The organism is Streptomyces sp. NPDC004838, from assembly GCF_053600955.1.
In genome coordinates this window covers 1-23,996 of record NZ_JBSGAW010000011.1, presented here as the reverse complement: position 1 = coordinate 23,996, position 23,996 = coordinate 1, and the positions used below count along the sequence as shown (strand labels likewise).

At 70.2% G+C, this 23,996-nt stretch carries 22 protein-coding genes; 8 read left to right on the top strand and 14 right to left on the bottom strand.

What is annotated here, in order from left to right; all coding sequences use genetic code 11:
* The first annotated feature begins 43 nt into the window (after positions 1-43).
* From ACWEFL_RS14685 to ACWEFL_RS14675, 3 genes are all read left to right on the top strand, one after another.
* Positions 44-490 (top strand): hypothetical protein, encoded by a 447-nt coding sequence (locus tag ACWEFL_RS14685; protein ID WP_451711696.1) that lies wholly within the window; start codon positions 44-46, stop codon positions 488-490.
* Positions 487-690 carry a hypothetical protein gene (locus ACWEFL_RS14680; RefSeq protein WP_451711693.1) on the top strand — a complete coding sequence of 68 codons (204 nt, stop codon included), beginning with the start codon at positions 487-489 and terminating at the stop codon, positions 688-690. Before ACWEFL_RS14685 ends, ACWEFL_RS14680 begins: the two co-directional genes overlap by 4 nt.
* 199 nt (positions 691-889) lie before the next feature.
* The gene (locus ACWEFL_RS14675; protein ID WP_451711691.1) at positions 890-1,747 is read left to right on the top strand and encodes a maleylpyruvate isomerase family mycothiol-dependent enzyme; all 858 of its coding nucleotides are present in this window, start codon (positions 890-892) and stop codon (positions 1,745-1,747) included.
* Between the two features lie 121 nt (positions 1,748-1,868).
* Here the strand turns inward: ACWEFL_RS14675 and ACWEFL_RS14670 are convergent, their stop codons facing one another.
* Entirely contained in the window at positions 1,869-3,191 is a 1,323-nt protein-coding gene (locus ACWEFL_RS14670) for an MFS transporter (protein ID WP_451711689.1), read from the bottom strand.
* Positions 3,192-3,558: 367 nt separating this feature from the next.
* Between ACWEFL_RS14670 and ACWEFL_RS14665 the strand changes: the two genes are divergently transcribed.
* Positions 3,559-4,761 carry a hypothetical protein gene (locus ACWEFL_RS14665; protein WP_451711688.1) on the top strand — a complete coding sequence of 401 codons (1,203 nt, stop codon included), beginning with the start codon at positions 3,559-3,561 and terminating at the stop codon, positions 4,759-4,761.
* Positions 4,762-4,876: 115 nt separating this feature from the next.
* Here the strand turns inward: ACWEFL_RS14665 and ACWEFL_RS14660 are convergent, their stop codons facing one another.
* Together ACWEFL_RS14660 and ACWEFL_RS14655 are read right to left on the bottom strand one after the other, a co-directional pair.
* Positions 4,877-5,521: a dihydrofolate reductase family protein gene (locus ACWEFL_RS14660; protein ID WP_451711686.1), complete on the bottom strand. Its 645-nt coding sequence runs from the start codon at positions 5,519-5,521 to the stop codon at positions 4,877-4,879.
* Between the two features lie 289 nt (positions 5,522-5,810).
* A complete protein-coding gene (locus ACWEFL_RS14655) occupies positions 5,811-7,073 on the bottom strand; it encodes a Cys-Gln thioester bond-forming surface protein (RefSeq protein WP_451711684.1) in 1,263 nt (420 codons plus the stop codon).
* Between the two features lie 565 nt (positions 7,074-7,638).
* On the opposite strand from ACWEFL_RS14655, the gene ACWEFL_RS14650 reads away from it, so the two are divergent.
* The gene (locus ACWEFL_RS14650; protein ID WP_451711682.1) at positions 7,639-8,406 is read left to right on the top strand and encodes a class I SAM-dependent methyltransferase; all 768 of its coding nucleotides are present in this window, start codon (positions 7,639-7,641) and stop codon (positions 8,404-8,406) included.
* Between the two features lie 43 nt (positions 8,407-8,449).
* Here the strand turns inward: ACWEFL_RS14650 and ACWEFL_RS14645 are convergent, their stop codons facing one another.
* Both ACWEFL_RS14645 and ACWEFL_RS14640 read right to left on the bottom strand, forming a co-directional pair.
* Positions 8,450-9,313, bottom strand: a complete 864-nt coding sequence (locus ACWEFL_RS14645) for an ABC transporter permease (RefSeq protein ID WP_451711680.1) — start codon at positions 9,311-9,313, stop codon at positions 8,450-8,452.
* Entirely contained in the window at positions 9,310-10,287 is a 978-nt protein-coding gene (locus tag ACWEFL_RS14640) for an ATP-binding cassette domain-containing protein (protein WP_451711679.1), read from the bottom strand. Before ACWEFL_RS14640 ends, ACWEFL_RS14645 begins: the two co-directional genes overlap by 4 nt.
* Positions 10,288-10,428: 141 nt before the next feature.
* On the opposite strand from ACWEFL_RS14640, the gene ACWEFL_RS14635 reads away from it, so the two are divergent.
* On the top strand, positions 10,429-11,325 hold the full coding sequence (locus tag ACWEFL_RS14635) for a TetR/AcrR family transcriptional regulator (RefSeq protein WP_451711678.1): 897 nt from the start codon (positions 10,429-10,431) through the stop codon (positions 11,323-11,325).
* A 292-nt stretch (positions 11,326-11,617) separates the two neighbouring features.
* Here the strand turns inward: ACWEFL_RS14635 and ACWEFL_RS14630 are convergent, their stop codons facing one another.
* Genes ACWEFL_RS14630 through ACWEFL_RS14620 form a run of 3 tightly spaced genes read right to left on the bottom strand, consistent with a single transcriptional unit; the run spans position 11,618 to position 13,588 of the window.
* Complete coding sequence (locus ACWEFL_RS14630) at positions 11,618-12,037, bottom strand: arsenate reductase ArsC (RefSeq protein ID WP_451711676.1); 420 nt, start codon at positions 12,035-12,037, stop codon at positions 11,618-11,620.
* Positions 12,030-13,190, bottom strand: a complete 1,161-nt coding sequence (arsB, locus tag ACWEFL_RS14625; RefSeq protein WP_451711674.1) for an ACR3 family arsenite efflux transporter — start codon at positions 13,188-13,190, stop codon at positions 12,030-12,032. Before arsB ends, ACWEFL_RS14630 begins: the two co-directional genes overlap by 8 nt.
* Positions 13,187-13,588 carry an ArsR/SmtB family transcription factor gene (locus tag ACWEFL_RS14620; protein ID WP_451711672.1) on the bottom strand — a complete coding sequence of 134 codons (402 nt, stop codon included), beginning with the start codon at positions 13,586-13,588 and terminating at the stop codon, positions 13,187-13,189. The genes arsB and ACWEFL_RS14620 overlap by 4 nt, the downstream gene beginning before the upstream one ends.
* Before the next feature lie 80 nt (positions 13,589-13,668).
* On the opposite strand from ACWEFL_RS14620, the gene ACWEFL_RS14615 reads away from it, so the two are divergent.
* Positions 13,669-14,190, top strand: coding sequence for an ArsI/CadI family heavy metal resistance metalloenzyme (locus ACWEFL_RS14615; RefSeq protein ID WP_451711670.1), 522 nt, complete (start codon positions 13,669-13,671; stop codon positions 14,188-14,190).
* A 35-nt stretch (positions 14,191-14,225) separates the two neighbouring features.
* Here the strand turns inward: ACWEFL_RS14615 and ACWEFL_RS14610 are convergent, their stop codons facing one another.
* The 4 genes from ACWEFL_RS14610 to ACWEFL_RS14595 form a co-directional block, all read right to left on the bottom strand.
* Entirely contained in the window at positions 14,226-15,653 is a 1,428-nt protein-coding gene (locus ACWEFL_RS14610; protein WP_451711667.1) for a PA14 domain-containing protein, read from the bottom strand.
* A gap of 182 nt (positions 15,654-15,835) precedes the next feature.
* Entirely contained in the window at positions 15,836-16,810 is a 975-nt protein-coding gene (locus ACWEFL_RS14605) for a WD40 repeat domain-containing protein (RefSeq protein WP_451711664.1), read from the bottom strand.
* Between the two features lie 253 nt (positions 16,811-17,063).
* Complete coding sequence (locus ACWEFL_RS14600) at positions 17,064-18,773, bottom strand: DUF6056 family protein (RefSeq protein ID WP_451711661.1); 1,710 nt, start codon at positions 18,771-18,773, stop codon at positions 17,064-17,066.
* A gap of 49 nt (positions 18,774-18,822) precedes the next feature.
* Positions 18,823-19,806 carry a glycosyltransferase family 2 protein gene (locus tag ACWEFL_RS14595; RefSeq protein ID WP_451711658.1) on the bottom strand — a complete coding sequence of 328 codons (984 nt, stop codon included), beginning with the start codon at positions 19,804-19,806 and terminating at the stop codon, positions 18,823-18,825.
* Between the two features lie 339 nt (positions 19,807-20,145).
* On the opposite strand from ACWEFL_RS14595, the gene ACWEFL_RS14590 reads away from it, so the two are divergent.
* Entirely contained in the window at positions 20,146-21,132 is a 987-nt protein-coding gene (locus tag ACWEFL_RS14590; RefSeq protein WP_451711655.1) for an aldo/keto reductase, read from the top strand.
* A gap of 401 nt (positions 21,133-21,533) precedes the next feature.
* Here the strand turns inward: ACWEFL_RS14590 and ACWEFL_RS14585 are convergent, their stop codons facing one another.
* Together ACWEFL_RS14585 and thpR are read right to left on the bottom strand one after the other, a co-directional pair.
* The gene (locus tag ACWEFL_RS14585; protein ID WP_451711653.1) at positions 21,534-22,703 is read right to left on the bottom strand and encodes an RCC1 domain-containing protein; all 1,170 of its coding nucleotides are present in this window, start codon (positions 22,701-22,703) and stop codon (positions 21,534-21,536) included.
* 282 nt (positions 22,704-22,985) lie between these two features.
* On the bottom strand, positions 22,986-23,570 hold the full coding sequence (gene thpR, locus ACWEFL_RS14580; protein ID WP_451711650.1) for an RNA 2',3'-cyclic phosphodiesterase: 585 nt from the start codon (positions 23,568-23,570) through the stop codon (positions 22,986-22,988).
* Positions 23,571-23,996 lie beyond the last annotated feature (426 nt).

Sequence of the window (23,996 nt, the reverse complement as noted above, 5' to 3'; positions counted from 1 at the left end):
CCTCGGGGCTGGCCGAACCAGCTTCAGAGGAGCTGACCGACGTATGCGCGATCGTATCGCCCGCGCCTTCATATGGGTGCTCGCACAACTGCCCCTGACCCGCCGGGCCCGGCCCGGACGGCACTCCGCCGAACACTTCGTCAGGCACTCCGCCGGGCACTCCGCCAGGCACTCCGCCGCGAACCTTGCCCGGCGGACCGCACCCGCACCCGCGCCCGACCCCGCACCCGCCCCCGCACCCTTGTCCCTGGTCATCTGCGCGCCCCGCACCCCGCTGCCCGTACACGTCCTCGCCCGGACCGTGCCCGTCCCCAGGCCGCCCCGGATTCCGCCCTACCTCCGGCACTGGATCGCCGCACAGGAAGCCGAGTGGGAGCGGCAGCGGCAGCAGCGGCAGCGCCGACTCGCCGCCGTGGCGGCGACCATGGGGTACGACGTGCCCTTCCCCTTCGACGGATCCGACGTGACCAGGGTGGGGATGTCCGCATGACCCGCGACGCGCTCACCGAAGAACCGTCCCCGGGGTTCCGTGCGCAGTGCTGTGTCTGCGGAGAGTGGAGCCGGGCGGCGCTCCCCGTCCGCTACATCCCGCGCACCAGCGGCGCCCCCGTAACTCTCTACGCCTGTCCCCCGCATGCCGAAACCCTCGTTCCCGCGGCCGCGCCCGGAGAACTGGAGCAGGACGCATAGGCGTTCTGCTTTCTGGCCGTGAGATTCGTACGGCTTGGGTGGCGTTTGCCCAGTGCTTCGAGCGCCCTGGTGGACGGCGACCGTCGCCCGGCGTCCCTTTCGACCGGTCACATCGTGGTTTCGGAAGACAGCCGAACGGGCGCGACCGTGGATGGGCTATTGGGTGGCGAGACAGGCGTCCGGTTGGCAGGGTTTGACCATGAACTCCCAGCCCGATGATGTATCAGGCCCTTCCTGGCTCGGTGCTCCCATTGACGCCCGCTCGCTCTTCGCACCCGAGCAGGCCGCGCTGATGTCCACGCTGCGCCGCCTCGCGCCCGCCGACTGGGGCAGGGAAGCGGTACCGGGCTGGACAGTGCGGGATCTCGCGGCCCACATCCTGGGCGACTTCTACGGACGCCTCGCCCGCGACCGCGACGGCCACCCGGAAGGACCCGCCTTCGCACCGGGCGAATCCTTGGAGGGGTTCATCCACCGCATCAACCAGGAATGGGTGGAAGCCTTCCGCCGGGTGAGCCCCGCCCTGCTGACGGACACACTCGACCTGGTCGGCGGGCAGGCCACTCGCTTCTACGAGGCCGCCGACCCCGACTCCCCTTCGCTGGGCGTGTCCTGGGCCGGTGTCGACCCGGCGCCGATGTGGCTGGACAGCGCTCGCGACCTCACCGAGTTCTGGACTCACCGCCAGCAGATCCGCCTCGCCATCGGCCAGGGCACCGACCCCGACCCCCGGCTCACGACCGTGGTCCTGGACACCTTCATGAGAGCCCTGCCCCACACTCTCCGTCACATCGACGCGCCCGTCGGTGCACGGATCCGGGTGGAGATCGACGGTCCGGGAGGCGGTACGTGGACCGTCCACGCCACCGAGGACCGGTGGTCCCTGGCCGAGACCGCGTCCGCGGAGCCCGCCGCGACCCTCGCTCTGGACACGGAGACCGCGTGGCAGCTGTGCACCAGGCGCATCCAGCCGGACACCGCCCTGACCCGCGCCCGTATCGACGGGGACCGGGAACTGGCCGAAGCCGCCTGCCAGATCGTGTCGATCATCTACTGACACCGAATACCGGGCCCGACGCGTCTGCCGGCGCAGGGGACGCCGACCGCCACGCCCTGGCGCAGGCCGGCTCCCGGTCGCCCGTTGCCGTACGGCGGAGATCGCCGGACGCCCGGCGACGTCAGGTCGTATCGCCCCCGCGTGCCGGACGGCTCCCTGTGGCGGGCCCCGGGTCAGGGCGACGGGATGGATTCGCGGTCGGGACTTTCGCGGTCAGGGCATCGGTGCTTTCCGGTGCCCGGAGACCTCGTACGGAGGAAGAGAGGAGAGTCGCCGCGGTGGCCAGCACTATCAGGAGCGCGCAGCCGGCCAGGGCGGGGCCGGTACCGACGGCGTCCGCCACCGGGCCGGCGGCGAGGAGGCCGAGGGGCGCGAAGGCCAGGGAGCCGAACCACTCGTAGGAGCTGACTCGGGAGAGGGCCTCCTCGGGGATCTCGCGCTGGATGGTGGTCGCCCAGAGCACGGCGAAGACGTCCGAGGCGATTCCGGAGCAGAACATGGCCGTGGCGATCGACCACACCGGCGCCTGCCAGGCCAGCAGGGCGATCGGTACGGCGGCGGGGAAGGTGGCGAGGACGGCCACCAGCACCGGGCGTCTCACCCGGATCCTCGCGGCCAGGCCCGCGCCCGCGATGGTGCCCAGCGCCTGCGCCGCCACGATGACCGACCACGCCCGCGCGCCGCCCAGGTGCTCCTCGGCCACCAGCGGGCCCAGTACTCCGACGTTGGCGTTCAACGCGGCGACCACCACCGCGTACTGCGCGACCACAGGCCACAGCCACCGCCGGGAGGAGAACTCCTGCCACCCCTCCCGCAGATCGGCCCAGCCGGACGACGCCTTCGGCGGCCGTCCCGCCACACGCAGCCGCAGCACCAAGACCGCGCTGACCGCGAAGGAGAACGCGTTCAGCGCCAACGCCCAGCCCGCTCCGACCAGCGCGACCGTCACACCCGACAGCGCCAGGCCCAGGAGCAGGGACATGTTGGTGCCCACCCGCAGAAGCGCGTTGCCCTGCTGGAGTCGCTCCTTCGACACCAGGAGCGGCAGCACACCGTCCATCGCGGGGGAGAACAGAGCGGTCGCCGTTCCGGCGACGACGGCCAGGGCGCACATCGCCACCAGCGGAGCACGGCCCGTCAGGACCATGACCGACAGGCCCCCGTACGCCGCCATCCCGACCCAGTCGGCGAGAGCCATCAGCCGAACCCGGGACATACGGTCCGCGATCACCCCGCCGGCCAGGATGAACACCAGCTGAGGCAACGCCTGGCAGGCCAGCACCAGCGACAGCCGTCCCGGACTCGCACCGGGCAGAGCCAGCACGGCGAACCCGAGCGCCACCCGTGCGAAGCCGTTGCCCAGAACCGAGATGATCCGCGCCGAGGCGAGCAGGACGAACTGCCGGTCCCGCCAGAGCGGTACCGCATCCGAGGTGACCGTCACAGCGGCCGACCCTATGGCGACGCGGTCGGCCTGGGCTACGAACCTGCCAGTGTTCGAGCCGACGGACGCGGGGCGCTCGCGAGGAGGCCGAGCGGTCCCGTACCGCCCACGGGAACCGGCCATGGGCCGGTGGCGTCCCCGAAGACATCGCTCAGCGGGGATTGCGCGCGGAAGCCCCAGGCGGAGAGCATTCCCGGAAGTTCACTGAAGTCCGTCGAACGACACCGAAAGCTCATGGTTTTCGCCGACTTGGACGGAAGGAACGAACGACCTTCCGCGACGAGGAGGAGTGAGGCCCGGACCGAGGTCAGGTCCCCGGGCCGACGAAACCGCGTCCCGTACGGAAAACACCACACGAGGAAGAACCTTGGCCCAGCAACGCGCACGCTCGACGGACCGCGCGAACAGACTCGGCGGGGCCGCGCTCGTCTCGCTCGGTACCGCCTACCTGATGGCCGCCGTCTTCTGGTACGAACCCGCGCCGCGGTGGAGCGTCCTGATACCCCTGGGCCTCGCCGCGCTGCTCGCGGCCGGATGGGCCCTGGTCTCACGCGCCGCGCCACCCGTACCGGACCCCCAGGGCCCGCTACCGGTCCCGGCCGCACCGGACACCGACAGCCCACCGCCGATCCCGGCCGAACTGCCCTTCTACAACCGGCAGAAGGGAGCCGCCGCATCCACCTTCCTGGCGATATGGGCACCCTTCTTCACCGCTCTGGCGGTATTGAGCATCGCCCACATCCCGGGCACCGACCCCGACGGGCCGGTCGTCACCGCCCTGCTGCTCACCGGCGCCCTGGGATTCCTCTGCCTCTGCGCCGTCATCTTCTGGTCGGAATTCCTCGGCCGGACGGTCCGGCCCCCGTACACCCGGCTGGGCACCGACGCGGCCGCGGGCAGGGTGCGCGCGATACGCGTCCGCGTTGACGCGGCCGTGTCCGACCTGCGCCCGCTCGGGAGCCGAGGCCGCTGGAACGACGTCCACGGGACCTATCTCGCGCTCACGCCGCACGAGCCCGGACCCGACGGAACGCCCGGTGAGGAACTGCGCTTCGGCCCGATGCAGGGAATGTTCTCCCATCGCGACGAAATCGCCAGGCGCCACTTCATGCACTCCATCCCCCACCTCGTCGGCGAGAACGCCTGGCTCTGCTGGCCGAAGAACTGGGACGCGATCCACCAGAGCGAGTACCGGATGCGGACCCGGGTCATGCCGACGGTCCTGGTGACCGACGCCGGCCACATCGTCTGGGGACGTACCGGCGAGCACGAGTGGATCCCCCATCTACCCGAACGACGCGCCCCGCTGCGCCAGACCGACCCCGGCCGCACGGTCGCTCCAGCCCCCCGCCCCTCCCGCTACGACCCCTCCAAGACCCCCAAGCTGCTGCTCGCCCTCGCGTTCGCGGTCCTGCTGACCGCGCTCTGCCTCACCGGCACCCTCACCGGCTGGGCGGCCGTGACCGTCGCGCTCGTGCTCACCGTCTACATCCCGTACGTCTCCCGGCGGTTCGCTCCCTACGAGGGCCCCGGCGCGGCCTGGTGGACCGTCCGCGACGAAGAGGAATGACGCGCCGCCCCACGGATGACAGCGCGCGCGGAAACCGATCCACGCCTCCGCGCGGCTTCGGCGGCACGCCTCAGAGCGGCCCCGGTAGGTGGAGCGGCATGGCCCTGACGACCGGTCACTTTCGCCAGAACAGGTGATGCGTCACCCCGCTCGGGCTGGGAACCACCTCCAGGTGGAACCGGTCGAGCAGCTCGTCGGGGGACTCCCAGAGGCGTACTCCGGACCCGAGCTTCACCGGCGAGACCACCACGTGCAGGGTGTCGACGAGGTCGGCGTCGAGGAACTGACGGATGGTGGTGGCCCCGCCGCCGAGTCGGACGTCCTTGCCCCGCGCCGCCTCCCGGGCCTGTTCGAGGACCGTAGCGGGGTCGCCGTCCACGAAGTGGAAGGTGGTGTCCGACAGCGTGAACGAAGGACGCTTGTGGTGGGTCAGGACGAATACCGGGGTGTGGAACGGGGGTTCGTCACCCCACCAGCCCTGCCACTCATGGTCGAGCCAGGGCCCGCGCTGGGGCCCGAACTTGTTACGGCCCATGATCTCGGCACCGATGTTGCGGGCGAAGTCCCGCACGAGATAGTCGTCCAGCCCCCGGCTCCCTCCGGGTTCGGCGCGCATGGGCCAGCTCGCCGTGGCGCCGGCCCAGGCGAACAGCCTCTCGGGATCGACATGACCGAATGGCCTCTCCAGGGTCTGGTCCTCACCGGCACCGATCCCGTCACTCGAGACGTTGAAGTTCTGGACTCTCAGTAGCTGAGCCATGTGTTCCTCCTGTGTTGTCGACAACGGTGGTGAGACTCGCCGGGCCTGGAAGACTCATCGCCGCGTCCCACCGAAAGCTATGAGGTCTACCCCGTTCGGGTCGGCGACTTCGAGGTCGTGGACAGCTCGGGCCGGATGCCGCTGCCGCCGTGCCGCTGCCGTGCCGTCCCGCGCGACACCGGCTGACCCGCCGGTCCCGTACACGCGACAGGCCCGCCGCTTCGCGCAGTGCGAAGCGGCGGGCCTGCGGGGCTGGGCCAGTGACGGCCTGGGTCAGTGCCGGGCCGGGTCAGTGCCGGGCGGAACGCCGACGGTGGACGGCGAACAGGACGCCGCCACCGACCACCGCGAGCGCGGCGGCGATACCCGCGATCACACCCGTGCCGCTGCTGCCGGTCTCGGCCAGCGGGCGGCCCGTGGGCGAGACCGACACGCTCGGGGTGGCGGACGGAGTCGCCCCACCGGTGGTGGCACCCGCCGCGCCCCCTCCGGTGCTGTCGCCACCGCCGCTGGTGCCGTTGCTCCCGCCCGTGCTGCTGCCACCGCCGCTGGTGCCGTTGCTCCCGCTGGTGCCGTTGCTCCCGCCGGCGCTGGTGCCACCGCCGCTGGTGCCGGCGTCATCGTCGGCGTTCCACTGTGCGACGGCCTCGGCACTCGTCGTGGCTCCGCTCGGCGCCACGAGGATGATCGACTGAGCGTGGTTCGCCGTGGTGGGCGTGCCTCCGGGCGTAGTGGGAACCGAGACGACCTTGCCGTTGACCGCCGAACCCGCGGCCGTCGCCTTGATCGTCGCGGTCCCGGACTTGTTCGTGCCTCGGAGATCGAGGTACAGGGCCTGGCCGTCGACGACGGAGTCAGGGTCGAGAGCGGTCCCATTCGCATCGGTCAGCGTCGCCGCGGGGTCGACGGAGACGCTCACCTTGGGCTGATTGGTCGTCACGACGAACGGGCCGACGATCGTTCCGGCTTCCTGCGGAGTGGTCGGCGCGGAGATCGAGATCGTGGTCGTGGCCGCCGTCGTCCCGGTGCTCGCGTTCGCACCCTCGAGGAGGTGCCAGTAGGCGGCTTCCGAGTCGGCGTTCTCCCATGACCAGGCCGCGTCGAAGTCGAGATCGGTGTATCGCCAGATCGCGTACTGCGTCGCCTCGATCGCGTCATTGCGTGCGATCCCGGGCACTCCTGCCGCGGTTCCGAACTCTTCGAGGCTCAGGGCGGGATAGCTGTGGGCGAGCACCCAGAGGACCTTGCTCTGGATCGCCGGATCGGTGAAGTGGTTGGCTCCGAGATAGCTCCCGAGATCGCCCACCGTGCCCTTGATTTTCGTCAGCGGGTTCACATCGTGCTCGATGCAGTACGCCCAGAGCTCCGGCTCACCCGGATTTCCGGGGTCCGCCGGTGTGTCCGCGTGGACGGAGAAGATTCCAGTGCCGCTGTATCCCTCTCGGCCACCGATGTACACCGTGCCGCCCTCCTGCGGAGACGCGGCGACGCCGGCGGCCGTAGCCGTTCCAGGCGTGAAGAGCACGACGGACGCGAGGAGACCCGTCGTCACCGCACGCACAACCCGTGTCGATTTTCCTATTACCCTATTTACTACTCTCACGCTCAGCCCTTTCGTTCCACGGAGAGCCACGTCGGCACTGGCACTCAAAGGGCCCACGCCATCGACTCATGCAACGGACACGATATCGATTCCTTTGAACTGCGTATCGCATTTACAGAATTGATCTGACGCCATTTTTCGTGAACACCCACGGCTTCACCGCCACCCACCCGGCCCCCCAAACCGCAGACGAACTCCGCTACTTGAAGTTAACGGCTCCGCCCTCGCGTCGGCCAGGAAAAACGCATTCATAAAAAAGGATAATCTGCGGCAGGCTCCGGACCTGCAACGCGCACGGAATGGCTCCCCAAAAGGAATGGCGCGACCTCGTCGACCGCCAAGACGTCCGGATTCCGCCGGCCACTCTCACAGCACGCCTCGAAGCCGTCGGCGAAGAGCGCCATTTCGAAGAGCGCCGATACAGCACCGGCACATGTGCCGAGTCGCTCGGGATTCGCCACCACGGGCGAAACCCGGTGGCTGTTCGGGCCCGGCCCCGCATACGTTCGGCCGCATGGCTGACGACTGCTTCGCGCATCCACGGCTCGCCGCGATCTACGATCCGCTCGACCCCGACCGCAGCGATCTCGACGCATACCTGCGGATCGCGGAAGAGTTCGGGACACACCGAGTGCTGGACATCGGCTGCGGCACAGGGGTGTTCGCACTCCTTCTGGCCGACCGTGGGATCGAGGTCGTCGGCGTCGATCCCGCCCTGGCGTCCATCGACGTCGCCCGGACGAAGCCGGGTAGCGAGCGAGTGCGCTGGATCCGCGGTGACGCGACAGACCTCCCACCGCTGCGAGTCGACCTCGCGACGATGACGGGGAACGTCGCCCAGGCAATCGCCGACCCTCATACGTGGCAGGCGACGCTGCGGGGATCCTACGAAGCGCTACGGCCCGGCGGGCGTCTGGTCTTCGAGACCCGCGACCCGGCCGGACGCGCCTGGGAAGAGTGGACCCGCGAGAGCTCCTACCGCGTGACGGAGATCCCCGGCGTCGGCTCCGTCGAGACCTGGGTCCAGCTGATCGACGTGAGCTTGCCCCTGGTGACATTCCGCTGGACCTACGGGTTCGCGGCGGACGGACAGGTGCTGACGTCGGATTCGACGTTGCGCTTCCGAGAACTCGAGGAAGTCGAGCGGGACCTGGTCGCACACGGCTACGTGGTCGAGGAGATCCGCGACGCGCCCGACCGTCCGGGAAGGGAGTTCGTCTTCCTGGCACGACGTCCGTGCACGACGTCGTGCACGACGTCCGTGAAGCCGGCAAGGGTCTGAGGTTCCCCCCGGAACCTCAGACCCTACGCCACGCGGTCACATCTCACCGGCTCAGCCGCTGGAAGCGGCGGACCGCCAGCGGCAGGAAGATCGCCGTCACCACCAGGGGCCAGACCACCGCCATCAGGATCGCGTTCTCCTGGATCCAGCTTCCGTCGCTCGCGACCGGGTTGCCGAACAGATCACGGGCCGCCGTCGCCGTGGACGAGATCGGGTTCCAGGCCGCGACCGCGCCCAGCCAGTCCGGCATCGTGGACGGGGGCACGAAGATGCTGGAGATCATCGTGAGCGGGAAGACCACCGCGTAGAGGCCGCCGGCGGCGTCCGGGGTGGGGATCATCAGGCCGAGCCAGACGCCGACCCAGATCAGGCTGAACCGGAGGAGGATCAGCAGCGCGAAGGCCCCCACCGTGGCCATGACACCGCCGCCGACGCGCCAGCCGGTCGCGACGGCCGTCGCCGCGAGGATGGTGAGTTCCGCGACCGCGACGAGGAGATCGGTGACGCCCCGGCCCGAGACCACGGCGGAGGGCGCCATCGGCATCGACCGGAAACGGTCGATGACCCCCTTCTGGGAGTCGTAGACCACGGTGATGGCCGTGTTCATGAAGCCGAAGGTCATCGTCATCACGAACATGCCGGGCATCAGGTAGTCGCGGTAGTCCCCGCCGCCGGGCGGCTTCATCGCGCCGCCGAACACGTACGCGTACAGCAGGACCGAGAGGATCGGGAAGCCGAGCTGCCAGACGATGTTGACGGGCTGGCGCTGGTAGTGGGTCAGGCCCCGGCGTACGACGTTCCAGCAGTCCATCACCGCCCAGTAGGCGCGGCGCTCCGGTCCGGTGTCCGGTCGGTCGTCCGCCACGGGCGCTCCGGCGTTCCCCTTCTGCAGAGCGAGATCGCTCATGCCTTGCTCGCCTCCTTCTCCTTCTCCTTCGTCTCCGTACGGTGTCCGGTCAGGCGGAGGAAGACGTCGTCCAGGCTCGGCCTGCGCAGCCCGATGTCCTCGACCGCGACGCCCTCGTCCTGGAGGGTGCGGGCCACATCGGTGAGCGCGGCCACCCGGTCGTTCACGGGCGCGTGGACCCGGCGCTCGGCCTTGTCCATCTCGGGCACGCTCGCGGCGACGCGCGCCACCGCCTTCCAGGCCGCTTCGAGGCCGGCCGCGTCCTCGACGACGACCTCGATCCGGTCGCCGCCGACGGTGCTCTTCAGCCCGTCGGGGGAGTCGTCGGCGATCGCGCGGCCGTGGTCGATGACCGTGATACGGGAGGCGAGCTGGTCGGCCTCCTCCAGATACTGGGTGGTGAGCAGGACCGTCGTGCCGCCCGCCACCAGGTCCCGTACCGCCGTCCACACCTCGCCGCGGCCCCGCGGGTCGAGTCCGGTCGTCGGCTCGTCCAGAAAGAGGACGTCGGGCGTGAGGATCATCGAGGAGGCGAGGTCGAGACGGCGGCGCATGCCGCCGCTGTAGTCGCCGACGCCCTTGTCGGCGGCCTCCACCAGGTCGAACCGCTCCAGCAGCTCGGCGGCCCGCTGTGCGGCCCGCCGCCCGCCGAGGTGGAAGAGACGGCCGAACATCTCCAGGTTCTGCCGGCCCGTCATCACCTCGTCCACGGCCGCGTACTGGCCGGTGAGGCCGATCCGGCCGCGTACGCGGCGAGGCTCGCGCGCCACGTCCAGCCCGGCCACCCGCGCCCGGCCCCCGTCGAACCGGAGCAGGGTCGAAAGGACGCGCACGGCGGTGGTCTTGCCCGCGCCGTTCGGCCCGAGCAGGCCGTGCACGGTGCCCCGGCGGACGGCCAGGTCGAAGCCGTCAAGGGCGCGCTTCTCCCCGTACCGCTTCTCCAGGCCCTCGGCCTGTACGGCGTACTCATCCACGTGGTCTCCAGGGTTCTCGGCTCCGGGGGATCCCGGACGGACACAGAATCGCGTACAGTGTACCCACAAGAGAGTACATCGTACCCAATTCCTGTCCAGGGTGTTTTCGGAGAGCCGGAACGCGACGAATAGGCTGGGGTCATGACGAACGACGCGGATGGCAGCGGCGATATCACCCGCAGCCTGGAGCTGATGTGGGGTACGGGCGAACGCCCGAGTCGCGGCCCCAAGCCGGGCCTGACGCTCGACCGGATCGTGCAGGCCGCCATCGACGTCGCCGACACGGCGGGACTGGACGCGGTCTCGATGCGCCGTCTCTCCACCGAGCTGGGCACCGGCACGATGAGCCTCTACCGGTACGTCCCCGGTAAGGCCGAGCTGCTCTACCTGATGCTGGACCGGGTCAGCGATCCGGGCCCGTGGGAGCCGCCCGCCCCCGACGAGGTGATCGACTGGCGCGAGGCCGTCGACTCACTCGCGCGCGGCTATCTCGACCTCTACCGGAAGCATCCCTGGATGCTCAGGGTCAACCAGGCCCGGAGCGTGCTGGGTCCCAGTACGCTCCGGTCCCTCGAAGCCGCCCTCACCGGGCTCAGGGGCATGGGGCTCGGCGATGCCGAGGTGATCTCGGTGATCGTCGCCACGCAGAGTCTCGTCAGCGGCATCGTACGAATGGAATCCGACGCGGAAGCGGCCGCGCACGAGTCCGGCCTCAGCCACGACGACTTCTGGAAAGCGCAGGAGCCCTTCCTCACGAAGGCGATGCTGAGCGGGTCGTACCCGATGATGGCGGCTCTCGCCGAGGACACGTTCGACCAGGACTTCGACCACTTCGAGTTCGGGCTGCGGCGGCTGGTGGACGGGCTGGAGGTGCTGGTACGGGAGCGGGAGCGGGAGAGGCAACGGGCACGGACACGGGCGCGCGGGCGGGGGCGGAAGCGCGAGGCCGGAGGGGCCGAGGAGACCAGAGTGGCCGAGGAGGCCGGAGGGGCCCGCGAGACCGACGGAGCCGGTAAGTCCGGGGCCCCCGGCGCGTAGGGCCGCTCGTTCTCCGAGTCCTGCCGGGCGGGCGTGCGGTGACCGCCGTGTGCGGCGACCAGTACTCCCCCTGGGCCTGGCGGCCCGGGAGGTGCCCCCACGCCGCGTGCGGCGGAACAGCCCGGCCGGTCCACAACAAGGCTGGCCCCCCGGTCGCACGGCCGGTCCGCCGCCGTGCGGTCGCCGTACGGTCGCCGTGCGGTCGCCCTCGAAGCCGGGGCCCGCACGGCGGCTCGTGGTCCAAGGATGTGAGGAGGCGAGGTACGGGAAATCCCGGTGAGATCGGTCGGTCTTACCGGGGCTCCTCACCCGGCAGGAGTTCGGCCAGCAGTGTGCGGATGCGCCGCTCGATCTCGTCCCGGATCGGCCGAACCGCGTCGACACCCCGCCCCGCCGGGTCGTCGAGCTTCCAGTCGAGGTAGGTCTTGCCGGGGAAGACGGGACAGGTGTCGCCGCAGCCCATGGTGATCACCACGTCGGACGTCCGCACGGCCTCGGCGGTCAGCTCCTTCGGCGTCTGGGCGGACATGTCGATGCCGACCTCCGCCATCGCCCGCACGGCGGCCGGGTTGACGGTGTCGGCCGGCGCGGACCCGGCGGAGCGGACCTCGACCCGGCCCTCGGAGAGGTGGGTGAGGAAGGCGGCGGCCATCTGCGAGCGTCCGGCGTTGTGGACGCACACGAACAGCACGGACGGCTTGGACTCAGACACGGGCGGAATCCTCCGGGGCGACGGCCGGTCCGGCCGCCGGGGCGGGCTGGGGGAAGGAGGGGAAGAAGCGGCGGGCGGCCAGGGCGACGTAGACCAGGCCGATCAGGACGGGGACCTCGATGAGGGGGCCGACGACTCCGGCGAGGGCCTGGCCGGAGGTGGCGCCGAAGGTGGCGATGGCGACCGCGATGGCGAGTTCGAAGTTGTTGCCCGCGGCGGTGAACGCGAGCGTGGTGGCCTTCGGGTAGTCCAGCCCGGCCGCGCGGCCGACGGCCATGGACCCGGCCCACATCACGGCGAAGTACACCAGCAGGGGCAGCGCGATCCGGGCGACGTCCAGCGGCTTGGAGGTGATGGCGTCACCCTGGAGGGCGAAGAGGACGACGATGGTGAACAGCAGCCCGTACAGGGCGAACGGGCCGATCCTGGGGATCAGCTTCGTCTCGTACCAGTCGCGGCCGCGTGTCTTCTCGCCCAGGCGGCGGGTGAGGAACCCGGCCAGCAGCGGGATGCCGAGGAAGATCAGCACACTGCGGGCGATCTCCCACACGGACACGTCGAGCGCGGTCTGCTCCAGACCGAGCCAGCCGGGTAGCACGCTCAGGTAGAACCAGCCCAGCAGGCTGAACGCGAAGACCTGGAACACGGAGTTCAGAGCCACGAGAACGGCGGCGGCTTCGCGGTCGCCGCAGGCGAGGTCGTTCCAGATGATGACCATGGCGATGCAGCGGGCGAGGCCGACGATGATCAGACCGGTGCGGTACTCGGGCAGGTCCGGCAGGAAGAGCCAGGCGAGGGCGAACATCAGGGCCGGGCCGGCGATCCAGTTCAGGACCAGGGAGGGAATGAGCAGCCGCCGATCGCGGGTGACGGTGTCCAGGCGGTCGTAGCGGACCTTGGCGAGCACCGGGTACATCATCACGAGCAGGCCGAGCGCGATCGGCAGCGAGACGCCGGTGACGGTGACCTTCGCGAGCGCGTCACCGAGGCCGGGAACGAGGCGGCCGAGCCCGAGACCGGCGGCCATCGCCAGGACGATCCACACCGCGAGGAACCGGTCCAGGAACGACAGCCGGGCGGCCACCGTCCCGGCCGGTGCGGCGGTGTCGGTACCAGCACCAGTGCCGGTGCCGGTACCAGTGCCGGTGCTCACGAGGCGGTCCCGGCCGACGCGGACTGCGGAAGCGGCGCGTCGGCGGGGCGGGTGAGGATCTCGGCGAGGCGGTCGGTCATCTGCGGCAGCAGCCGGTAGTACACCCACGTCCCGCGCCGCTCGGAGTCGATCAGTCCGGCCTGTTTCAGCAGCTTGAGGTGGTGGGAGACCGTCGGCTGGGACAGGTCGAAGGCCGGGGTGAGGTCGCAGACGCAGACTTCCCCGCCCGCGCGGGAGGCGATCATCGACAGCAGCCTCAGCCGCACCGGATCGCCCAGCGCCTTGAACACCTTGGCCAGCGTCTGGGCCTGGTCCTCGTCCAGCGGCGCGGTCAGCAGCCCCGGACAGCATCCGTCGGCGCCGTCCTGGCCGAGCACCACAAACTCTTGTTTCGACATGCTTCTATGTTGACGTTTTTCGATTCAAGGCGCAAGGTTGCATCGACAGATATCGATTCAACCTGATCAGGGAGACCGCCATGTCCCGTGTGCAGCTCGCGCTCAACGTCGCCGACCTCGAAGGGTCGGTGGCCTTCTACTCCAAGCTCTTCGGCGTCGAGCCCGCCAAGCGCCGTCCCGGATACGCGAACTTCGCCCTCACCACCCCGCCGCTCAAGCTCGTCCTCATCGAGGGCGAGCCGGGGCAGGCCACCCGCCTGGACCATCTCGGCGTCGAGGTCGCCTCCACCGAGGAGGTCACCGCCGCCACCACCCGCCTCAAGGACGCCGGGCTCGCCACCTTCGAGGAGAACGACACCTCCTGCTGCTACGCGCTCCAGGACAAGGTGTGGGTGACCGGCCCCGGCAAGGAGCCGTGGGAGGTCTACGTCGTCAAGGCCGACGCCGACCAGCTCGGAAAGAGCCCCCTCTCCGGCGGCGACGCGTGCTGCGCCGGGCAGGAGGAGAGCGCCGAGCCCGCGGCGACGGCACAGCCGCAGCCAGAGCCCGCGCCGGCGGCCTCGGGTTGCGCCTGCGGATCAGCCGGTCCCGGCGGCACGTAACCGCCGTGCGCCCTGCCTCGCGTTCCGCGCGGCGGTCAGCGGGCCGGCACGGTCACGGCGCGGATCTCGCTGTACGGCGAGTAGTTCACGGCCGCGTCATACGTACGGGCCCTGTACTCATAGGTGCGCCCGTCGGCGGGCAGCGGGTCGCACACGGTGGCCGTGGCGGTGTCGAGGCGCGGATCGAAGGTCCGGTGCAGGACGACGGACCAGGTTTCCGCCCCCGCCACACGGCGTTCGATCGCGAAGCCGGTGAAGTCGCGGATCGGGGACGGCGTGTAGTCGACCGCTGTCGCCTGGACTCCGCTCGCGCACGAGCCCAGGGTCAGGTCGGGGGCGTACGCGGGAGCGATACCGTCGGGGACGGCGAGCCAGAACTCATTGTCCGCGGTGGCATCGAGCCAGCGCGGGTTGTAGGTGGTGGTGCCGCCGTCGTTGGTGACGAGGACGCGGTAGTGGCGGGTCTCGCCGTCGGAGACGACGGGGCCGGTGGTCCAGGTGTTGCCCTTGGTGGTGCCGAGCGGAACCCAGACGTAGGAGCCGTCCACCTTGTCGTTGCTCAGGACCGTGTAGCGGTTGAAGTGCGGCTCGGTGTTGAGGGGCCACTTCAGGGTGACCTTGCCGGTCGCCTTGTCATAGGCGCCGGTCAGTGAGGTCACGACGGGCAGGGGACGGACGATGGTGTCCGCGCTGCCCGTCGACACCCTGCCCGCCTTGTCCGAGGCGCGGACCTCGTAGTAGTAGGGCGTGCGGTCGTCGGGGTTGACGAGGGGGTCGGTGTGACTGCGGGCGGTGGTCGTGGCGACCCTCGTCCAGGTGCCGGAGCTGACGGGCCGCCGGTAGAGGGAGTAGCTCGCCAGGTCCATCTCCTTGTTGGCGGACCAGGAGACGGTCGTCTTGCGTGTCGTGGTGTTGTAGGCGGTCTTGACGCCGGTGGGAGTGAGCGGCTTCACCCTGTCGTACGCGGCCGATGTCCTTGGCGCATAGGTGAACTTGACCTTCGCGGCGCCGGTCCAGTTCACATAGTCGACGCGCAGGGTGTGCTTGCCGGAGGGAACGGTGAGGTTGACGCTCTTGGAGCGGGCGGCGTCACCGGTGCCCTTCCACAGGTCGATCTTGCGGGCACCGTCCAGGTAGACGCGGACCCCGTCGGTGGCGGAGACGGTGAAGGTGAAGGGGCCACCGGAGCCGAAGTCGCGGGTCACCGACCAGCGGACACCGAAGTTGTTCGACGGCACGCCGGAAACCGGGCTGCCGGACCAGCTCTCGCTGATGGCGGCGTCGCAAGCGGCCTTCACCGGGGAGCCGGAGAACGACGTGTTCTTGTAGAACGTCCGCTTGTAGACGTTGGTCGAGCAGGTGGCCTCGGCGGCTGCCGCCTGAGGGCCGGCGGCCAGCAGGCTGCCGAGGACGACGACGGACATCGCACCACCGGTTCCGGCGGTGACAAGACTCTTGTGCACGGGGACCTTTCAAGCCATGCGGGCAGGACGTACAGCACAGAGACTCGTGACGGAGGAGAAAAGTTGCACCGCACATCCGATGATACGAAGGGGCCGGACCCATGGACCGCTCGCATGGCCACTGCCTCAGCCCGCTGGGCCTCCCACCGAACGGGCAGACGGCGGAGCGGGACGGCGGCGCGTCACCCCCGGCGCAGCAGCCTTTTGACGCCGAGGACCAGCGCGGTGGCCCCCGCCAGCACGATCACCCCGTAGGTGAAATTGCTCCGGTCACCGTCGCCGCCGCCCGCCCCGGCCACGGAACCACCCTCCCCGGAGGGCGACTTGCCGTCCTCGCCGCCGCCTTCGACGGCGACCCGGCGCACCTCGCTCCGCTCGCCCTCGGACCCGAACATCACGGCCTTGCCGTCGGCCGTGTACGTGACGGACTCCGACTGCCCCTGGATGGGAGCCCTCACCCGCTCGTCCGCGCCGAGGCGGCCGTTCTCCCACTCATAGACGCGGGCGGAGAAGTACGAGCGCAGCACCAGCCGCGTCCCGTCGGGCGAGAACGCGCCGTCCGTCACCCACGGCACCTCGCCCACCCGCCGGAAAGTGTTCGTGCCGGAGGCGGTGAGCTTCGCCGGACCCTCGTACAGTCCGCCGCCCTCCTCGTTCTTGGACGCGATGTAGGCCCGGCCGGTCGTTGGGTGGACCATCAGCGCCTCGGCGTTCCTCGGCCCGTCCGCGTACTTCACCGTGTACTGCGTCGCCCGTACGGTCATGTCCCCCAGCGTCTTGGGCTCGGGGAAGGCGTAGATCCAGACGTGGCTCCAGCTGCCGTTGAGGTTGTCGCCGATGTCGCCGACGTAGATCCTCCCGTCGGGGCCGATGGAGATCGCCTCCATGTCCCGCGGCTTGCCCACACCGCGCAGGGTCACGGTGGCGACGGTCTCCCCGGTCGTCGAGTCGACCGCGAAGACGCGCGGCTCGTCCTGGTCGTTGTGCGTCCAGTAGACCCCCGGGTGGACCCGGCTGGCCGCGAGACCGCTGGACTCCTTGATCCTCGGGTCCTTGATCGTGAAGTCGGCGTCCCGCTCCCCGGCCACGGCGGGTGAAGCGGCTGCGAGCAGGAGGAAGAGGGCGGCGGCACCGGTGACGTACGGAAGCGAACGCATGCCCCAAGCCTGCCACTCCTCGCGGGCGAACCTCCCGATCGGCTCGGTGACGGAGGTCCGGGCGGAGCCGTCCGCCCGTGGCCGGCCCTGGCCGGACGGCTCCGACGGTACGGGAGGGGCCCACGGACCGGGCTGCGGCGAGATCCACAGCAGCCCGGCCCGCCGCTCATCCGGTCGCGCCCGCGCGACCGCCCGGCCCGTCTGCCCGTCCGCCCGTCCGCCCGTCCGCCCGTCCGCCCGTCCGCCCGTCCGCCTACGGCACCAGCTTCGGCGCGTACGTCACCCGGTCCAGCCGGTAGTACTCGGCGACGCACTGCGCGGGCCACGGCTTGGTCCCCTTCGCGCCGAACGGTTCCAGCATGCGCCCGACCTTCGTGGGCGTGTACGGCATGACCGTCTCGCCGCGCGCCGCGCCCTCGCGGAGGTAGGCGTCCTGGCGGTCCCACTTCTCGGCCCGTACGCGCATGTCCTGCGCCAGCGAGAGCAGGGGGAGCGTGAGGCCCGCGACGGTGAGGGCGCAGACGGCGGCGGCGCCCACGGCGGTGAGGCGCACGAGCACCGCGCCCCGCGCCCCGGACCGGCCTGTCCGCGCCCCTGCCTGCACCTGGGTCCCTGCCGCCGCCTGCGCCTCGGCCCCTGCCGTTGCCTGGGTCCGCGGCCCTGCGGCAGCCGTACGCAGCCGCAGCCAGCGGCCCAGGAACGCGCCCGCGGCCACCAGCAGCAGGACGTACATCAACAGGTAGTCGTTCCAGGTGCGTTCCGTCGTCACGACCGCCTTGCCGAAGACGGGGTAGGTGATGACCGTGCACAGATAGCCGGAGACGAGGAACGCCGCCGCGCCCAGCGGCAGCAGCAGCGCCGGGCGTGCCGGGAGGAGGACCCGTTCGCGGCCGGCCGTGCCCTTGGCGAGCAGGCCGAGCAGCACACCCGCGGCGACGGCCCCCGCGTACTGCCAGGTGGTGAAGACGGTCTCCAGGATGTGCGCATAGCCGCGCAGCGAGCCCATCAGGGACTCGGGGGCGAGCATGGAGACGCTCTCGGCGTCGTACCGGGTCCGGCGGTTGCGGGAGCCCGGAGAGGTCATCAGGATGATCGTGCCGACGGCGATCCCGGCCATGCCCGCCAGCGACCAGATCCGCGCGTAGCGGCGTACGCGCTCGACGAAGATCCACCGGGCGAACAGCACGACTCCGGCGAGCACCACGAGGGCGACGACGGACGCCTCCTCGGAGAGGGTGCCCATGAAGACGCCCGCGAGGACCACGACCACCAGCGCGGTGATCCGCCCCCGCCTGCCGTGTGCCCGCATCAGCGGAATCGCCGCGGCGACGGCGAGGACCGGCGCGAGGGTGTGGGAGACGGAGGCGGCGGGCCAGTAGAACGTCTTGTACGTGTTGGGCGTGGCGAACAGGAACACCGCGGCGATCATGGACGCGACCAGCAGCGGTACGCCGCGCGGGACCCGCTGGCCGGTTCGGCGCAGCAGTTGGGCGGTGACGGCCCACAGCAGACCCAGCATCAGGACGCCGCTGACGAGGCCGTACCACTGATGTCCGCCGACCGGGAACTTCGTATAGGCGCCGACGAGGATCCCGTTGGCGAGGCGGCCGTTGTCGGTGAGGTAGAACGTGCTGACCAGGCCCCAGATGCCGTCCTCGCGGACCTGCGGCAGGAAGCACCACTCGTCGGCGCTCGGCCGGACGTGCCGGCCGAACCAGATCGCCCTGGCGAGCAGTCCGAGCGGCAGCAGCGCGAGGGCGAAGGGCCAGAGGGAGAGCAGAGCGGCGAACCGGCCCCGCCGCGGGGACCGGGGCCCGGCGTCGCCGCCGCCCGGTCCACCGATTCCTGACTTTATGTCATCTGATGTGCTGTCATCTGATTGCCCGACATCCGACTTGCTCGTAACCGAATTGCTCGTACCCGACTTGTTCATACCTGGCTTGTTCTCGCCTGACCTGCTCATACCTGACTTGCTGTCACCTGCGTTGGCGTCGGACACGTCGACCGTCACGTCACCGCCGCCCTTCCCGCAGACCGGTCGCGGCGGCGACGGTGTTGTTGGGCGTGGGCATGGTGGTCTCGTCCGTCTCCCGGATCACGTAGTGCGGCCTGCGTTTTGACTCGTGGTAGATGCGCCCCACGTACTCCCCGATCACACCGAGCGTCGCGATCTGTATGCCGCCCAGGCCGACCATGGCGGTGATGAGGGTCGCGTATCCGGGGGTGTCGACCCCGTTCACGAGGACGTTCAGGACGATCCAGAAGGCGTACGCCAGCGCGGAGAGCACCAGCCAGAGCCCGGTGTGGATGGCCAGCCGCAGCGGGCGGCTGTTGAAGGAGAGCAGCCCGTCGATGCCGTAGTTGAGGAGCCGTCGGCCGCCCCACTTGGACTGGCCGGCCGCGCGCTGCACGTTCTCGTACGTGAAGCTGACGGTGTCGAACCCGATCCAGGAGAACAGGCCCTTGGAGAACCGATTACTCTCCGGCAGGGTCAGCAGCGCGTTCACCGCGCGCCGCGACAGCAGACGGAAGTCGCCCGCGCCGTCGATGACTTCGACGTCCATGAAGCGGCGCACCAGCCGGTAGTACGCCTGGCTGAGCGCGGTCCGCACCATGCCCTCGCCGGCCCGGTCGCGCTGGGCGATGACCTGGTCGTAGCCCTGCTTCTGCAGTTCCAGCATCCTGGGGATCAGCGTCGGCGGGTGCTGGAGGTCGGCGTCCATGAGGACCACCACCTCGCCACGGGACATGCGCAGCCCCGCGAGCATGGCCGACTCCTTGCCGAAGTTGCGGCTGAAAGACGTGTAGCGCGCCGGGGATCCGGCGGAGCAGAGCGCTCGCAGCCGGTCGCGGGTGCCGTCGCTGCTGCCGTCGTCGACGTAGCAGATCTCGAAGGTCTCCCCGGTCGGATCGAGCGCGGCGACCAGCTCGGTGTGAAAAGTCTCGATCACCTCCCTCTCGTTGAAGCACGGCACGACGACGGAGATCTGTGGCATCGCTGCTTCCTGGCTGCTTTCGTGGTCGTGTGATGGCGGCGGCTGCCCGGCGCGTGTGCGGATCACCGGGGAAGCAGGTCCCGTTGGCGCGGCCGGAACCAGGTTGTTGTCACCGGCCGCGCGCGTCAACCACCACGGCCGTAAGTGACCCGGTGGAGTACGAGGATGTCACCTTGTCATCCCCGTGCCGGACGCAGGGGCCCCAATTTCATGATCTTCTACATCCGCCGCATGACATGTGCCGCATCAAGGAAGTTATCCCGCGCTACGATCGCTCATCGCGACCCGCTTGCCACAAACCTTGCTTTGAGGTTGCTTTGAGGCGTTGGCTACGGATTCATGGAATACACACAGCTCGGACGCACCGGACTCAAGGTCAGCCGTCTCGTCCTGGGGACGATGAACTTCGGTCCCCACACCACCGAGGCCGAAAGCCACGCGATCATGGACAGCGCGCTGGAGGCGGGGGTCAACTTCGTCGACACGGCCAACGTCTACGGCTGGGGCGAGAACAAGGGCCGTACGGAATCGATCATCGGCAGCTGGTTCGCCAAGGGAGGCGACCGGCGGGACAAGGTCGTGCTCGGCACCAAGGTGTACGGGAACATGGCCGTCGGCGACCCGTGGCCCAACCACGACAAGCTCTCCGCGCTCAACATCCGCCGCGCGGTCGAGGCGAGCCTGAGACGGCTCGGCACCGACTACATCGATCTGTACCAGTTTCATCACGTCGACCGAAACACTCCGTTCGAGGAGATCTGGCAGGCGATCGACACCCTGATCCAGCAGGGCAAGATCCTCTACGCGGGATCGTCCAACTTCCCCGGCTGGAAGATCGCCCAGGCCAACGAGGCCGCCCGGCGGAGGGGCTCGTACGGACTGGTCAGCGAGCAGTGTCTGTACAACATGTTCGAGCGGCGCGCCGAGATGGAGATCATCCCCGCCGCCCAGGAGTACGGACTCGGGGTCATCGCCTGGTCTCCCCTGCACGGCGGGCTCCTCGGCGGGGTACTGAAGAAGGAGAACCAGGGCACGCGCCGCGCGGCCGGGCTCGCCGGGCAGACGCTGGCCCAGGCGGGCGTGCGGGAGCGGATCCAGTCGTACGAGGATCTGCTGGACAAGCACGGGCTGGAACCCGGCGAGGTCGCGCTCGCCTGGCTGCTGACCCGGCCGGGGGTCACCGGGCCGATCGTCGGGCCCCGTACGGCGGACCAGCTGGCGAGCGCCCTGCGCGCGGTCAAGCTGAAGCTGAGCGAGGAACTGCTCGCCTCGCTGGAGGAGATCTTCCCCGGGACGGGTCCGTCGCCCGAGGCGTTCGCCTGGTGAGACAGGGGCGGGACGGCGGCCGTACGCCCGGTCGGCCGCCGGTGAGCCCCGACGGCTGAGGCGCCGTGGTCGGTCGGTTTGGCTACAGACCGGCCACGGAAGCCACCGCGATGATCGCGAACATCAGTAGAAGCACACCGGCCATGATCCGGTTCCTGGTCTTTGTTTTCACACCACGAGGCTATGCCATGCCTCGCTCCGATCATCCGACCGCCCATCCGACCGCCCGGTCCGGTACGAATAGTCATGGTGATCCGGCGGATGAGCCCGGAACGGCGTGCGGGGCGGGCTCCGGTCTCCCTGGCCGGAGACCGTATGCCCGCCCCACACGAAGCCCGCCCCGCACGATCGATGTGCCGCGCGTGATCGATGCGCCGCGCGTGATCGATGCGCCGAGGACGTCAGCCCGCGAGGCTGAATTCGCCGCCGCCCGCGATCAGCGACACGCTGCTGAGACTGTTCACGGGGGTGGCGAGGGTGCTGCGGTTGGTGGCCGTGCCATCGCCGAGCTGGCCGTTGTTGTTGTAGCCGACCGTGCTCACCTTGCCGTCCCGGTCGAGGACCAGGGTGTGGTAGCCGCCGGCGGAGATGGCGCGGATATTGGCCGCGCCGTCCAGGGTGATGGCGGTGGTGCGGTTGGTGGTGGTGCCGTCGCCGAGCTGGCCCTGCGCGTTGTAGCCCCAGTTCTTCACGGTGCCGTCCGCGAGCCGGGCGACGCTGTGGTAGACGCCGGCGCTGATCTCCCGAGCGGTGGCGATGTTGTCGGCCTTGACCGCCGTGAGGCGCTGGGTGGTCGTGTTGTCGCCGAGCTGGCCTTCGGAGTTGCGGCCCCAGGACCAGACCGTGCCGTCGGCCAGACGGGCGAGGCTGTGGGCGTAGCCGCCCGCGACGCTGCGGACGTTGGCGAGGCCCGTCGCGGTGACCGGGGTGGTGCGGGTGGCCACGGTGCCGTCGCCGAGCTGGCCGTTGCCGTTGGAACCCCAGGTCTTGACGGTGCCGTCGGAGAGCACGGCGATGCTGTGGAAGGCTCCGGCGGCGATGGCCTCCACATTGGTCAGGCCGGAGACGGTGACCGGGGTGGTGCGGTTGGCGGTGGTGTTGTCGCCGAGCTGACCCGAGGTGTTGAGCCCCCAGGCGCGTACCGTGCCGTCGGCGAGCAGCGCCAGGCTGTGCTGCTGACCGGCGGCGACCGCGACCACGCCGCGGAGCCCGGTGACGGTGGACGCCTGCTCCTGGGCGGCGGTGTTCCCGATGCCGAGCTGGCCCTCGGCGTTGCGCCCCCAGCTCTCCACCGTCCCGTTGGAGAGCAGCGAGAGGCTGTGGTAGTAACCGGCGGCCAGGCTGTCGATGTCGCTGCCCGTGGCTCCGGGAATGGTCACGGGCTTGTACTTCGCGCCGGTGAGGGTGCCGCCGAGCTGGTAGTTGTCGTTGGCGCCCCAGCCCTTGATCCGACCCTCTTGGGCGGTGGCGGTGGCGGCGGGCATCGCCCAGGCGGCGAAAGCCGTCACCGCCGCGAGCAGACCCGAGACGACGGCGGCACCACGCCGCCGCCGGAAGGGAAGTGAATGCATATCGGTCCTTTGAATGATCATGTGGGACAGCTGGTCAGGGGAGGTCTGACCTGTCGCGCACGGAGAATCCGGACCTGCTCATCTCTATCGTTCCCGGCTCGGGTTCACGGTGCGCAGAGCCGCCCTGCCCGGCACCTTCACCCGCCCAGCCCCAGACCTGATACCGGCCCCGGTCCGAGCCCCGGTCCTGGTCCCGGCGGATCACGCCGAACGCCGTCGGCAGCCGCTGCCGAGGCCGTCCGGAACGGTGGGCGAAGCGCCCGTCTCGCGCCCGACTCGCGCCTAACTCCGCCGTTCGGCGGAGCCCGCGCCCAGGGCCCACGTTCCGACCGTTTCGTACCGGGGCTCTTCCCCCTTGACCCCGCTCACCGGCAGATTGCTGCGCACCAGCGCCAGTTCGGCCACCTCCCAGGGCGTGCCCTCGAAGCGGTCCAGCTCCTCGGCGTACGGCCGCAGGGACGCGTGCGTACGGTTGCGGGCGACCGTGAGATGCGCGGCGTAGCGCCGGTGCTCCTCCATCGCGATCCCGCTCCGCCGCGCCGCCGCGTCCGCCCGCTCCGCGAGCAGCCTCATCTCGTCGAACCCACCCGCTGCCCCGGCCCACAGCGCCCGGTTCGCGAAGTGCCCGCCCCCGTGGATCCGAAGCCCGAACGCCTCACTCCGCCGCGCCGCCCTCCCGAGCCGCTCCGTCAGCTCCGGCAGGAGTCTCTCGTCGACCTCCCCCATGAACGCGAGCGTGTAGTGCCACCCGCCCCGCCCGGTCCAACGCAGCCGGTCCGCGCCCTCCATCTCCCTCAACCGGTCCACGGCGACACCGAGTTCGGCGAGGGCGTCGGCGGGCGGCAGCACGGCGGCGAAGAGTCTCATACGTCCGAGTCTGTCGCACGCGGGGGCTCAGGGGCAGGCGGTGTTTCGTCGTCGGGGGTGGGGCCTGGGGTGAGGAGGGGGGCGCAGTGGGGACATGCGTAGTGAAGCGAGCGTTCGGCCCAGCGAAGGGGTACGGGGGCGAGGGTGGGGCGACCGCAGTGGGCGCAGTCGGCGGTGAGGATGTCGGGTACGGGGACGGTGAGCCCGTCGACGGTCATCCGGGCGCTCCCGGAAACACGCCCAGGTCCAGCCCCCGGGCCATGTGGACGAGAACCCGGCGGGGCCGGGGTCGTACGGTCCGGAGCCGCAAGGTGTCGTCGAGAGGTACGTAAGAAGACGTTGTCCTATCGATCTTGAGTGCGGTGTGATCGAAAGTGGCCCTCGGGGCGGGTGATTCTGTCGTGGCTGTGCATGAAGACAGGGCCT

Excerpts from the sequence above, each read along its gene's own strand:
- ACWEFL_RS14685 (WP_451711696.1), top strand. The coding sequence starts at position 44 with ATGCGCGATCGTATCGCCCGCGCCTTCATATGGGTGCTCGCACAACTG.
- ACWEFL_RS14680 (WP_451711693.1), top strand. The coding sequence starts at position 487 with ATGACCCGCGACGCGCTCACCGAAGAACCGTCCCCGGGGTTCCGTGCG.
- ACWEFL_RS14675 (WP_451711691.1), top strand. The coding sequence starts at position 890 with ATGAACTCCCAGCCCGATGATGTATCAGGCCCTTCCTGGCTCGGTGCT.
- ACWEFL_RS14660 (WP_451711686.1), bottom strand. The coding sequence starts at position 5,521 with ATGGCTCAGCTACTGAGAGTCCAGAACTTCAACGTCTCGAGTGACGGG.
- ACWEFL_RS14650 (WP_451711682.1), top strand. The coding sequence starts at position 7,639 with ATGGCTGACGACTGCTTCGCGCATCCACGGCTCGCCGCGATCTACGAT.
- ACWEFL_RS14645 (WP_451711680.1), bottom strand. The coding sequence starts at position 9,313 with ATGAGCGATCTCGCTCTGCAGAAGGGGAACGCCGGAGCGCCCGTGGCG.
- ACWEFL_RS14635 (WP_451711678.1), top strand. The coding sequence starts at position 10,429 with ATGACGAACGACGCGGATGGCAGCGGCGATATCACCCGCAGCCTGGAG.
- ACWEFL_RS14620 (WP_451711672.1), bottom strand. The coding sequence starts at position 13,588 with ATGTCGAAACAAGAGTTTGTGGTGCTCGGCCAGGACGGCGCCGACGGA.
- ACWEFL_RS14615 (WP_451711670.1), top strand. The coding sequence starts at position 13,669 with ATGTCCCGTGTGCAGCTCGCGCTCAACGTCGCCGACCTCGAAGGGTCG.
- ACWEFL_RS14605 (WP_451711664.1), bottom strand. The coding sequence starts at position 16,810 with ATGCGTTCGCTTCCGTACGTCACCGGTGCCGCCGCCCTCTTCCTCCTG.
- ACWEFL_RS14600 (WP_451711661.1), bottom strand. The coding sequence starts at position 18,773 with ATGAGCAGGTCAGGCGAGAACAAGCCAGGTATGAACAAGTCGGGTACG.
- ACWEFL_RS14595 (WP_451711658.1), bottom strand. The coding sequence starts at position 19,806 with ATGCCACAGATCTCCGTCGTCGTGCCGTGCTTCAACGAGAGGGAGGTG.
- ACWEFL_RS14590 (WP_451711655.1), top strand. The coding sequence starts at position 20,146 with ATGGAATACACACAGCTCGGACGCACCGGACTCAAGGTCAGCCGTCTC.
- ACWEFL_RS14585 (WP_451711653.1), bottom strand. The coding sequence starts at position 22,703 with ATGCATTCACTTCCCTTCCGGCGGCGGCGTGGTGCCGCCGTCGTCTCG.
- thpR (WP_451711650.1), bottom strand. The coding sequence starts at position 23,570 with ATGAGACTCTTCGCCGCCGTGCTGCCGCCCGCCGACGCCCTCGCCGAA.